General features: G+C 59.8%; 12 protein-coding genes and 2 pseudogenes. 5 read left to right on the forward strand and 9 right to left on the reverse strand.

Annotation, left to right across the window (positions count from 1 at the left end; all coding sequences use genetic code 11):
• Nucleotides 1–158 precede the first annotated feature (158 nt).
• The gene (locus AC3YOG_RS16800; protein WP_127753271.1) at nucleotides 159–407 is read right to left on the reverse strand and encodes a DUF6894 family protein; all 249 of its coding nucleotides are present in this window, start codon (nucleotides 405–407) and stop codon (nucleotides 159–161) included.
• A gap of 217 nt (nucleotides 408–624) precedes the next feature.
• On the opposite strand from AC3YOG_RS16800, the gene AC3YOG_RS16805 reads away from it, so the two are divergent.
• Nucleotides 625–897, forward strand: coding sequence for a hypothetical protein (locus AC3YOG_RS16805; protein WP_489935898.1), 273 nt, complete (start codon nucleotides 625–627; stop codon nucleotides 895–897).
• Here AC3YOG_RS16805 and AC3YOG_RS16810 read toward each other — a convergent pair.
• The 6 genes and pseudogenes from AC3YOG_RS16810 to AC3YOG_RS16835 all read right to left on the reverse strand — a co-directional run bounded on the left by AC3YOG_RS16810 (nucleotide 881) and on the right by AC3YOG_RS16835 (nucleotide 7567).
• On the reverse strand, nucleotides 881–2341 hold the full coding sequence (locus AC3YOG_RS16810; RefSeq protein WP_489935899.1) for a hypothetical protein: 1461 nt from the start codon (nucleotides 2339–2341) through the stop codon (nucleotides 881–883). The two genes, AC3YOG_RS16805 and AC3YOG_RS16810, sit on opposite strands and share 17 nt — an antisense overlap.
• The gene (locus AC3YOG_RS16815) at nucleotides 2341–2805 is read right to left on the reverse strand and encodes a hypothetical protein (RefSeq protein WP_489935900.1); all 465 of its coding nucleotides are present in this window, start codon (nucleotides 2803–2805) and stop codon (nucleotides 2341–2343) included. The genes AC3YOG_RS16810 and AC3YOG_RS16815 overlap by 1 nt, the downstream gene beginning before the upstream one ends.
• A gap of 133 nt (nucleotides 2806–2938) precedes the next feature.
• A complete protein-coding gene (locus tag AC3YOG_RS16820; protein WP_489935901.1) occupies nucleotides 2939–4165 on the reverse strand; it encodes a helix-turn-helix transcriptional regulator in 1227 nt (408 codons plus the stop codon).
• Between the two features lie 379 nt (nucleotides 4166–4544).
• Nucleotides 4545–5983, reverse strand: a pseudogene (locus AC3YOG_RS16825) (IS1182 family transposase).
• 170 nt (nucleotides 5984–6153) lie between these two features.
• Nucleotides 6154–6741 carry a TetR/AcrR family transcriptional regulator gene (locus AC3YOG_RS16830; protein WP_489891128.1) on the reverse strand — a complete coding sequence of 196 codons (588 nt, stop codon included), beginning with the start codon at nucleotides 6739–6741 and terminating at the stop codon, nucleotides 6154–6156.
• 271 nt (nucleotides 6742–7012) lie between these two features.
• Nucleotides 7013–7567, reverse strand: coding sequence for a DUF992 domain-containing protein (locus AC3YOG_RS16835; RefSeq protein ID WP_489935902.1), 555 nt, complete (start codon nucleotides 7565–7567; stop codon nucleotides 7013–7015).
• A 756-nt stretch (nucleotides 7568–8323) separates the two neighbouring features.
• Here AC3YOG_RS16835 and AC3YOG_RS16840 point away from each other — a divergent pair.
• The 4 genes and pseudogenes from AC3YOG_RS16840 (at nucleotide 8324) to AC3YOG_RS16855 (ending at nucleotide 10202) form a co-directional block, all read left to right on the forward strand.
• Nucleotides 8324–8875 (forward strand): GrpB family protein, encoded by a 552-nt coding sequence (locus AC3YOG_RS16840; RefSeq protein ID WP_489935903.1) that lies wholly within the window; start codon nucleotides 8324–8326, stop codon nucleotides 8873–8875.
• A 14-nt stretch (nucleotides 8876–8889) separates the two neighbouring features.
• A pseudogene (locus AC3YOG_RS16845) lies at nucleotides 8890–9004 on the forward strand (aminoglycoside 6'-acetyltransferase); the annotation flags it as partial.
• Between the two features lie 287 nt (nucleotides 9005–9291).
• Nucleotides 9292–9777 carry a GNAT family N-acetyltransferase gene (locus AC3YOG_RS16850; RefSeq protein WP_489935904.1) on the forward strand — a complete coding sequence of 162 codons (486 nt, stop codon included), beginning with the start codon at nucleotides 9292–9294 and terminating at the stop codon, nucleotides 9775–9777.
• A gap of 287 nt (nucleotides 9778–10064) precedes the next feature.
• A complete protein-coding gene (locus AC3YOG_RS16855; protein WP_489935905.1) occupies nucleotides 10065–10202 on the forward strand; it encodes a hypothetical protein in 138 nt (45 codons plus the stop codon).
• A gap of 141 nt (nucleotides 10203–10343) precedes the next feature.
• On the opposite strand, the gene AC3YOG_RS16860 is transcribed toward AC3YOG_RS16855, so the two are convergent.
• Together AC3YOG_RS16860 and AC3YOG_RS16865 are read right to left on the reverse strand one after the other, a co-directional pair.
• Entirely contained in the window at nucleotides 10344–10667 is a 324-nt protein-coding gene (locus AC3YOG_RS16860; RefSeq protein WP_489935934.1) for a bacterial transcriptional activator domain-containing protein, read from the reverse strand.
• The coding region (locus AC3YOG_RS16865) for a hypothetical protein (protein ID WP_489935935.1) at nucleotides 10549–10803 on the reverse strand (255 nt) is incomplete at its 5' end. The genes AC3YOG_RS16860 and AC3YOG_RS16865, both read right to left, overlap by 119 nt.

Genomic DNA, 10803 nt, shown 5'->3' on the forward strand with positions numbered 1-10803 from the left:
GTCTTGATCGGCAGGCGAGCCACCACCGAGCCACACGCGCCCGAAAGATATGATTTCATCAGCAATGATCGCGGGTAAGTCGCTACTCGACGCAGGGGCGCCGGCAACTATATGCATGGCATGTCTTTGCCGGCTCGAGCAGGAATGCCAACAACGGCTCAGTGGGCTTCCTTCAGTCGCGAGATCGAAACCGACAGCGTCAGCCTGGCAACCTCCCTGCCGCTCTCCTCCCGGAGCGTCAGGGCCAATGTGGCCGGAGGCGTTATTCCGGGCAGGAAATCGCGCCCACTCTCGGCCAGAAACAGCAATGCCTCATTGACCGCCTCCTGGTCGTTCGGCAACTCGCTTCCTTCAGTATCCTCGAAAGGTGCACCGCCATTGGCGAGATCGAAGTGGTATCGCGGCATAGGAGCACCAGGGTTGGCAAAGACGGGCAATGCGCCAGTGCACAGGTAGTTTGGCCGGCCTGATTTATGTATGGCGAGCGCCGGGTAGAGCGCGTCCGCTTGCCGGGAACTAAGCTTTCCCGCTCGGCGGACCTTCGATGCGTAACCGATTGCATCTGTGCGGCGAGCTTGGTGGCAGTCTCGGTCTTGAGGCCGCGTCATCGGAGAATTTGTCGAGTTGATCGCGCAGTTCATTGTACTGCGTGGCCAAGTCGGCACGGACTGCATTGCCCTTGATCACGGCATTGCTGATCGAGGAGCCGGCGCCGCTCTCCATCGCCAAAGGCTGTGTCGAGATGTTCTCGATTCGCAGCTTGCCACTATCGTTGGTTGCGCGGACAGCGCCTTCGAGCGCACCGCCCGTTTCCGCCGCCTTGTTGATCGCTGCCGTGTTTCAGCGGTGGCTCTGCAGACATTGATCCTGACGGCAGGGCTCATCGGCCGGGGTTGAGTTTGTCGGTGACCGTGAACGCAAAATGAAAGGCTGGCAGATCTTCGCCCGGGTGATCAGCAGCAAAAGTGAGTTGGGGAACGCGATAGTTGTTGGGCTGAGTTTCGGTGCCTTTGTAGATGCCGGGATAGACGTCGATGTAGTGAGGTCCGGGCCCGCCTGACGCTGTCAGGTAGATGGTCAGATCGCCGTTGCTGTTGAATGCGCACACGTAGCCCAGGTACGCATTGTCGTAGGTCACATGATAGATGTTGGCCGTCTCGCTCCAGCCGCCGCCCTTGATGTGCACCTTGAATGTCGTTCCAGCGGGCCCGCTTGCAACATCGAGAGGGAGGGCCGTGGGCGTGATCCAGTGCCGGCCGGTCTGCCGATCTGCTCCTGTGGCTAGTACCAATTCGTGTGCACCACCAAGATCATCCGGGGTGTCGAACGCAAATGACGCCCTGCCCTTCTCATCCGCTATGGCAGTGCCGATGGGTTTGAACTCAGTGGTCCAGCCGTTTTGCACCACTCGATTTCCGACCAGGGTTCCCCACTCAAGTTGATAGCTTTTCCCGGGCTGCAGTGAAGTAGCCTGAACGCTCACCGGCTGGCCCACACCGGTAAAGGCCGGCGTGACTGTGAAATCGCCGGGCTCAGGTAAACCCCGCACCGCCGCGAGGGTTTGCTGATCCAGAGGAGGTGGCAGAACCGGTTTCCCACGCGTGAGCTCGAACTCAGCACGCGGGCGCACCCGGTCCGGATAAGGGTTTTGTTCGGGATTAAGATAGGGATAGGTGAACCCAGCATGCACCAGCCGAAGCACTTGTGTGCCAACAGCGCCGGTTGCAGGAATGGTGAAGTTGGCGGTTCCCGCAGTGGTTACGGAGGATAGCCAGCCTGTGAAGCTGTTTCCATAGACGAGGGTCCAGCTGTTTTCGAGGTAACGCCAACCCAGACCATGAACTTCGACATTGATGGGTGTCCCGAGGGGTCCACTTTCCGGAGAAAGCGTCATCGTGAGATCCACGCTGTAACCAGTCTGGTTGATCAGCCGGCGATCCTGCTGCAGCGTGATGTCATGAAGAAATCCGAAATCATCTGGAGTGATAAAGCTTTTCGAGAAGCGTCCGTCAGCATCGCTCGTGACAGCTGCTATAAGGTAGCCTTTGGGTGTAAACTCACGTCCCTTGTAGAGCCCCTCCTCGACCATCCACGATCCCTCTACTGTGTTCCAGACCAGGTCAAAGTTCTCGCCCGGGGGCAAACCTTCGCCATAGACCGTCACAACAGTTCCGGCAGGTCCGTGGGTAGGCACCGAAGACATCTCCCCGAGGAAACCGTGCGAGGCTTCTGCGATCGGTCGTTCCGCTCCAAGCTCAATCGCTGCCGGCGCAGGTGCTGCAATGGAACCGGTCGTCAGGATTATTGCGGCGGAGATCGCCGTGATCCAACCGCGGAACATCATTGCGCTGCAACAATGGTGAGCTGGGAAGGTGGTGCCTCGAACGGGGTAAATGTGACGACTTCGCCATCAAGGCTGGTCGCTACGACCTTGTAGGGATGACTGCCCGTGGGATAATCGGCAGGGATGGTCCAGGCGTAAGTCCAGTAGTAACCGGCAGCTTGCTTGGGAGGGTGCGGGCCGAACTTCGGCGCAAATTCGGAACCGTCTGGCATGACGACAACCAGCCTCTCAAGGCCACCATCCACTATCGGCTCCCCGGTTTCGGTGTCCGTGACGCGGACGCGAAAGATTACCTTGTCCTCTGGCTTGAACCGGCTCATCAGGACGCAAGGGCCACTGAGGACCGTATCTGCGTGGATAGCCAATGGAAGCGGGCCGGCGTGAACTGTGCCGGGGTAAACGGCTGCCATCACACCTGTTGCAGCAAGGACGGCGACTGGAAGTTTATCGGAAATTCTCACGGCAGCGTCCTTACCTGAGTGGTTTCAGCGGAGGCGTAGAGAAGGCGGTGCGGGTCGCAAATGGCCGACCAACCAAGCTGAGTTTGCACATCGTCGATGATCTGGCGTCGGTCGAATGACCGATGACCCATTCTTAGTTGCTATGGTGCAAGGGGCTTTGGTGCCCTGCAACCAGCTTGACCAAGTCGGCCTGTCGCTTGCTGCCCGTTTTCTCGAACAGATGTTCCAGATGCGTTTGCACCGTGCGGCGGGTGACACCCAGCCTTGTCGCGATATGCTCCAGCCCACCATGATCAACAATCTCGGCCAGCACGCGGCACTCTGCCGGGGTGAATTTATAGAGCTTGGTGGCTGCCGATATTGCCGATCCTACATCGATGCTTGTCTCCCGAACGAAGACAGCGGCTACCGCGGCGGTACTCATGCCAACCTGTCGACGGGCGCCAGACGTGAGAGGAAGCAGGTGCGTAGCGTATGGCTCACCGTTCGCGCCCGAAATAGATAAGGCAACCCGCTCAACGCTGCTTTCCAGCTTGGAATTCAGAACAGCGTTGAGCGCACGCCGCAGTTCAATCTGGGAAGGCTGATGAGTTGCTGCCAAGCTCTTTCCAATAAGGCCCAGCGGCTGCCCGGCAGCCAGAATCTCGCGACCACTCTGGTTGGAATGAACCAGCTCACCTGCCGCATTGAGGAAGAACACGCTGGTAGACAACGCATCCATGGCTTCCACGAAGGCGTCGGGCCGAAGATCGTGCTGATCAAGCAGTTTGCTGATCAACAAAGCGCGGCGAAAGTGTGGAAGGATGAGCCTCATCCGCCACGCACAGCTATCGTCCGCAAGCCCATCTTCGTGCCGGCGAATGCATGTCAGAGCCGCAACTCCAGAGGCGGATTTGTCTAACGTAGCACCAATCAGATCGATGAAGCCCTGCGGCGCCACCCACTCTCGGTAGTAAGTCGATGCGAGTACCTCCGGCCACAAGACGGAGTGGGAACCAATGAAGACACCACCGATCCTGGACCGAAAGACCCAACTGTTTAGTGGGTCCAGATGGAAATAGTGGTCCCTGTAGCTTTCCCAGCACCCAGGACCATACCCCCAGTGAACACTCAGACCAAAGGTTCCGAGCAGATCGGCGCTCAGCACCGCCCCAGCAGAGCATCGAAGAAACCGGCACGCCTGCCGCAGCGCTTCTATCCATGTTGCCCGCTCGATGGCGGCATCATAGACTGTATCAAGAAGTGCCGAGAGTTCTTCGGCATCGGAGTTGGACAGAGACATCGCATCGCCGGCGCCGTCCATTCCGACCGACAGCGGACGTCTCTCAGCCGAATCCGCAGCTACAAATTTGGCAGTCATGAGCTTTCCTTCAGGTCGGGCATTCTCCAACTATGAAAAGCGATAAACGCGCCTGAACTCGGATCGGCTGAACCAGTATTTGCCTGCTTGTCACCGGTGGCAAGTGATTACCTGGGTAGCAGCTCCGATACGGCTAGTGGGCTCGGAACCTGGCATTCACGTTCGCCGCCACCTTTTCATGCAGAGACCAGCAGGTACAATCGGGAACGCAAGCTGCTCAACCATGATGACAGTCCACGGACCGTCAGGTGAGTATTTACGTCCGCTCTTGGCGGTTGATCTTGCCCCCTTCTTACGTCCGAGATGGGGTCGAGGCTGTGTGAGAACCCGTGGCAGCTGATTGTTCAGGTTGCCTTGCTGTGGGGAGCGTTGACTCCGCTCACTCGGCTATCGCTTTGAGTATCGAGGCCACGCCAGCAACGGCGATAGCGCGCTTGATGTTGTAGGCCAGGATTGCCAGGCTAGCTTCGGTGGCGACGTTCTTGAGCCCGCGCGTTCGGAAGTGGGTGGCACCCATCCAGCCCTTGATGGTGCCGAAGACGTGCTCGACAGTACAGCGGCGAACCGCCATCGCCTCGGGCATCGCTTCGAACCTGCGCTCCATCGCATCGAGCACCGCCTCATGCTCCCATCGCCGGATGCGCTTCTCCTTGCCGGCCGTGCACAGGGGACGCGAGGGGCATGCGCTACAGGCCTTCTGGTTGAAGTAGACGCTGATGAGCTTGCCGCCCTCCACTCGGGCGAAGCGCTTCTGCAACTGCTGGCCGGCGGGGCACCGATAGGTGTCGGTCTCGGGCTCATGCACGAACATGGCCTTGCCCCAAAGACCTCGCGCCTGAGCCGGTGAGGTATTGGGCTTGGGCACCATCGGGATGATGCCAGCTTGGGCGCAGGAGCGGATTTGCTCGCCCTCATAGTATCCTCGATCGGCCAGGGCGATCATCCCGGCAGCGCCCGTCTCGGCCTGTGCAGCCTTGGCCATCTCCAGCAGATGCGAGCGGTCATGGCCGCGGTTGGTCACCGCATTGGCGACGACGATATGGTGCTTGGCATCGACGCCGCCTGGACGTTGTAGCCGACGACGCCGCGATGGTCGCTGCCGGTCGCCATGGCGCGGGCATCCGGATCAGAAAGCGATATTTGCTCCTCGGGAGCGGCTTGCAGTTGTCGGCCGATCTCCTCGAGTTCCCCAAGTCGCCCGCGCAGCGACGCCAGCCGTTCGGTCAGGTGCTCGATGCGCGGCGTAGCCGGGCCGGTCTCCGCACTGTCGGCTTCCTCAAGCTCGGCGAGATAGCGCGCGATGCTCTCCTCGACATGGGCTTTGCGCCGCGCCAGCTTGCCCTTGGTGTAGTTCTTCTCGTGCGTGTTCACTGCCCGCAAGCGTGAACCATCTATGGCGACCATGCGGCCACCCACCAGACCAAGAGCACGGCAGGTGGCAACAAAGCGCTGGCATGAGATCTGGATCGCGCCGGCATTGTCGCGGCGGAAATCGGCAATGGTCTTGAAGTCCGGCGCCAGCTTGCCGGTTAGCCACATCAGCTCGATATTGCGGCTAGCCTCGCGCTCGAGTTTCCGGCTCGAGGTCAACTGATGCAGATAGCCATAGACATAGAGCTTGAGCATTGTGCCGGGGGCGTAGCCGGGTCTGCCAGTCGCTGCCGGCTGCACGCGGGCAAAGCCGAGTTCGGCAAGATCGAGTTCATCGACAAAGGCATCGATGCTACGGACCGGGTTGTCAGGGTCAACATAGTCTTCAAGACAGGCTGGCAAAAAGCTCGCCTGGTCACGGTCAACAGCTTCAACGAAACGTCCCATATGGCACCCCCGAAGCAGTGCCAGATCATAGCACAATCAGGGGTTTTCACACAGCCTCGGGTCGGCTGCAGCCCGACCGCCACGGGTGGATTCCTGTCCGGTAGCTTCTGCGGACCAGAATGACCAAAGCGAACATGGTAGGTGGTCGCGGAGAGTCTCACGCGCCCGCCTCAAGTGGATGAGTTCTGCCTCAGCCCGGCTATAATCACGCCAATCAGCCTCCTAGCGTTGTTCTTCCAGTCAGGGTGCGAGTTGATCGTCGCGACGCCAGTTACAGCCCGCACGAGGTCCAACGGGTCAACATCGCCCCTTATCTGTCCTTCGGCGACAGCGCGATCGAAGAGCATCGTGAGGGCCGCGCCGACATCGGCGCAGGAAGAGTTTGTGCTGTCCAATGATGTGGAGAGCAGCGCATTAGTGGCTTCCGCAACGATCTGTTTGGTCGCAATACACCCGATAAAGGCATTCATCCACGCTGAAAGCGCCTCTAGCGGCGCGCGTGTGGCAGCCAGATGGGTAGCGGCGTTGATAAGTTCGCGCGCGTCCTCCTGACACACTGCCGCCACTAGGGCGGCTCTTGTCGGGAAGTGCCGATAGAGCGTCCCGTTCCCCACCCCGGCCGCTTGGGCGATCTCGTTCAGACTGACGGCGGCACCCTTTTCGTTCAGCACACGCTTAGCAGCTTCAAGCAGGAGAGCTCGATTGCGCTGACCATCTGCGCGCGATTTCCGTCGAAGGGTTTCGATGATTTCGGCCATGGATCGGGATAGGTCCTTTGATGAGCGCTCCTTTTACAAAGCAGAGTTCAACTCCGGCTCCTCTTGGTAGCGATCCGGTGGGGGTAATGGGGTGGACGCCCCCCCGGCGGCATCGATGTGCCAAAGTGGAGGTGCGGGACGGTTGTCAACTCGGTACAGCAGTGGGGCGCCTGAAAAAGTCTGGCGAGCCATTTGGCTCGGCCGCATTTTGATGGCCCGACGATTGCGGTGCGGAAGTAGAATGCCCGCCCTTTGGCGCCGTCGGGTACAGTTATACGGGGGTCAACTGAAGGTCGGTGATGCCGACGGCGATATCGACGCCGACTTCTTCCTGGACGCTGACCGGCTGCAGCACGATGGAGCCGTCGGTGCCACCGAGCAGGACATTGACGCCCGCGCCGATGCCGAGGGACGCATCGGCTGACACACCGAGGTAGTTACCGCCCAGCGCCGAAGGATCCCAGTCGGACTCGTCGGCGAGAACAAGCCACTGGATCTGGGTCCCGCCCGTAACGCCAACGTCCAGTCCGAACTTACGGACCTCGCCAACGTATTGCTGGGGTTCACCGCCGTCGGACGGCTGGAATACGCAGTCCAGCGCTTGCTCCGTCATTACGATGATGCCGCCGCTCTCTCCGGCCGTGCAGGCCAGAGAGCCGACCTCCAGCTTGGCGGCGAAGGCGGCCCCTGACGTTCCAAAAATCATGGGGAGGGTAAGCGCTGCAAGAAGTCCCGACTTTACTACCCGTTGCTGGATCGCATGGCGGAAAGCGTCTGCCTGGATGCCGTCAGTGTACCGGGGTTGAATCTCAAAGTTTTGGCGCATCGTGATCTCCTTGGAAGCCCCGCACCTCGGAGCCTGAGATCATTCTAATGCCCTCACCCACTGCGGCGCTGACCAAAGTCAAGATCGTGACGATTTCACCGGTGCCGGGGTGGCGGGGGCAGTCCTCGAAGTTGACGGGATCGTGTCCCTCGGCGTGGTGTAACTGAGGCAGGGCCTCCACGCACGTCCGGCTCGGCCGGGTTGGTCAGCGTGCGGGGACTGCCGGCTCACCATTGCCCAGGCGTTGCTCAAGGCTGACATTTAGTAGGGTCATGTCAGTCCTTCGCACTAAATACCTTCACGGAGGGCCAATACAAGCCCGAGTGATGCGGGGCCGTATGCCCTGCGAAGCAGAATTTCGCCTTGAAATTGACCACACCTTCCAGGCCGCCCCCCGGGCATGGGAAGCGGGGCTCTCCGGTATTTCCCTGGCTTCAGTCCACCCTTGGGGGAGGTGCGGAGTGGCCTTGCTGGCTAAGACGCAAATGAGGGCGCCGCTCAGATAGTCCACACGCCGTACTTACTCTCGAGCGCCAGGCGGACCTAACCGGTGCGAGATCAGAGCGCCAACTGGTCGCGTAGTGCCGCTGAGAGGTTTGACGGCAGCTTCCAGGAGGAGCGGTGCTCTTCGCGCAGCCGGGCCATAATAGTGGAAAAGTTGATCGCCTAGGTGGGGCATTGGCCGTTATTGGACATTGATTCCACCAGTACTATCCTTCAATCGTAAGTTGAAGCACTTAAGAATGGGACGCGGCCGTGGCGCATCATAACTTGGGTCTGGAGCATGGTCGCGTCAGACTGGCGGCTTACGATCAAGGTTGGCGAGCCGCATTTGAGGAAGAGGCTTCGGATCTACGGCAGTCGCTTGCGAGTCGAGTATGCGGCCTGGAGCATGTGGGCAGCACCTCGATTCCAGGTCTTCTGGCCAAGCCAATTTTGGACCTGCTGCTGGGCTTGTCGAACTTGGATGACGGCCCCGGGCTAGCTTCCGAACTTGCCAAGCTGGACTATGAGTTCAGACCCGACGCCGGGCTTCCTGCAGAGCATGTTTACGCGAAAGGAACGCCGCGAACCCATGTTCTACACGTGGTAGAGATCGGAGGTGAAGCCTGGCAGCAAAAGCTTGCGTTCCGAGACGCCTTGCGTGACCAGCCCGAACTCGCCCGAGCCTATCAGGAGCTGAAAGTGTCCCTTTCGCTGCAATTCCCCGATGATCGAGCCGCCTACACCGCGGGCAAGACCGAGTTTGTGAAAGGTGTTGTCAGCTCCAGGTTAGGCAATGGCTCATTCCATAGTCGCCATGCATGAGCCGTCTGGGCGTGGAGTTCGCATCCAACGCCTCCGTGGAACAACGCTGCCAGCCACCGGATGCATGAGGCACTGGGCTTTGAGAAAACGGAGCGTGTCGTGTTCTTCCGGAAGCGCATCGGCGGGTAGTCCGGTTCACCTGTCCCGAAGGGCAGCGCACACAACATGCAGTAGGCCCCGGCCGATATCGGCCAGACAGGCGCCGTTCGGCCAAATTTGGGAGGCTGCTCATATCAGGCAGTCGGCTGGCCTTCACAGACGATCATCGGCTGGGCGGAGAATCCGCACGTCCGCCAAGTCTCCTGACCCCCGAGGGGCGGTAGACCCCCGGTCAGCTCAAGGTACATAATCAAGCAGATGCTTGTCCGGCCATGTGGAGGAGTGAACACGCGAATGACTGGGACTATGATTTCAGAATGAGCGTCGGCTTCCAGACAATGTTCCGCAGAGCCGTCGATGATGACGCGGAGACGATCCGGCAGATTGTCCGTGCGGCTTATGCGAAGTGGGTGCCACTGATCGGGCGCGAGCCCCGCCCGATGGTGGCGAACTATGGCAGTGCAGTGAAGGAGCACGACATTGATCTGCTTTATGCCGATGGCACCGTGGTCGGGTTGATCGAAACCAAGCAGCATCCCGATCACCTTTGGATCGAGAACATCGCCGTATCACCTGATGCGCAAGGCCGGGGTTTCGGGAAACGCCTGTTGGCATTGGCGGACGAGAAAGCCGCTCGATCCCGCTGTGGTGAAATCCGGTTGCTCACGAATGAAGCCTTTTTAGCCAACATTGCGCTGTATGAACGATGCGGCTTCTCGGTTGACCGGAAAGAACCGTCCCGTCTTGGCGGCGTCACGGTCTTCATGAGCAAGAGGTTGGCTGAGGGTTCGCCTGACCATTGATCAATGAGGATGGCCCTATTGCACCGCACGCGCCCTTGCCGGATCATGGCGATCAACTCCTTTCCAGGGCCGTTGACGCACCATGCCGCACATCCTCGATGTTGCCCGGAGCCTATCGAACGACCTCGAAGGTGATCTCCGGTTCATTTCCCGGAACGTAGCAAGAGCTCGATATCACGAATGGACGGAGCCCGTGTCGGGATCGACCGCCTGGAAGACGAAGGTGGGACGTTTCAAAGAGCGTTCCGCTCGTTTGGCGCCGGAACAAGCAAGTCGCGGGAACGAACATGGCAACGAAAATGATCGATCAGGTAGCTTTGGCCCTTTTTGCCAGTGACGGCATGAAGCTCGCATCTGCAAAAATCAGTCTGCAGCAATCTTGGGACATGTCACCCGAACTGCATGTGAGCTATCGCGAGCGGTGATGGGCGAACAGATGCTGGAGCTGGCTGAAGCCGAGATCTCGGCACTGGACGAGCAAAGGGGGACCTAGGCCTCGTCGAGGGCCCACGCCACGTGCTCGGGAACTCACCTACCATGCCGACGGTCCTCGAGCTTGAATAGGTTCAGTCGTTCAGGCTCCGGCCGGTCAGTTCCTGGTAGAGCCGCACGGTTGCGTCATCGGGACCTACCCCGAGTTCGTCGTGGAGCTGCTTGCTGCAGGCGTTGTAGAGCTGCTTGACGAGCGAGAATTGCCCTTTCGCAGCCGCGTCAGACATCAGGGACCGGTGGGCGCCTTCATGACAGGGGTCCAGCCGCAGCAACCTGGACTCACCCCGCAGCAGCGGCGCTCCTGCGGGGTGAGTCCAGTCTCGCCTGCAGGGCCTGTGACAACGCCTTGTTGAAGTCCACGAACAACGCGGCGCGCTGGTGCGCCAGCCACTCCTCAAACCCGCTGCCGGCCGATACGGGAGAAACCAGCAGTTCGGCACGATAGATCTCGCACATTCGCAAGCACCCTTTCGGGCTGGGACTGGCCGCGAGATCCAGAAACTCGGCAAGATCGATATAGATGTTCTGGCCGGG

The sequence above is a fragment of the Devosia sp. Z6_126 genome (assembly GCF_058133495.1).

Coding starts and splice junctions, on each gene's coding strand:
- AC3YOG_RS16800 (WP_127753271.1), bottom strand. CDS start 407: ATGCCGCGATACCACTTCGATCTCGCCAATGGCGGTGCACCTTTCGAG.
- AC3YOG_RS16810 (WP_489935899.1), bottom strand. CDS start 2,341: ATGTTCCGCGGTTGGATCACGGCGATCTCCGCCGCAATAATCCTGACG.
- AC3YOG_RS16820 (WP_489935901.1), bottom strand. CDS start 4,165: ATGACTGCCAAATTTGTAGCTGCGGATTCGGCTGAGAGACGTCCGCTG.
- AC3YOG_RS16830 (WP_489891128.1), bottom strand. CDS start 6,741: ATGGCCGAAATCATCGAAACCCTTCGACGGAAATCGCGCGCAGATGGT.
- AC3YOG_RS16835 (WP_489935902.1), bottom strand. CDS start 7,567: ATGCGCCAAAACTTTGAGATTCAACCCCGGTACACTGACGGCATCCAG.
- AC3YOG_RS16850 (WP_489935904.1), top strand. CDS start 9,292: ATGAGCGTCGGCTTCCAGACAATGTTCCGCAGAGCCGTCGATGATGAC.
- AC3YOG_RS16855 (WP_489935905.1), top strand. CDS start 10,065: ATGGCAACGAAAATGATCGATCAGGTAGCTTTGGCCCTTTTTGCCAGT.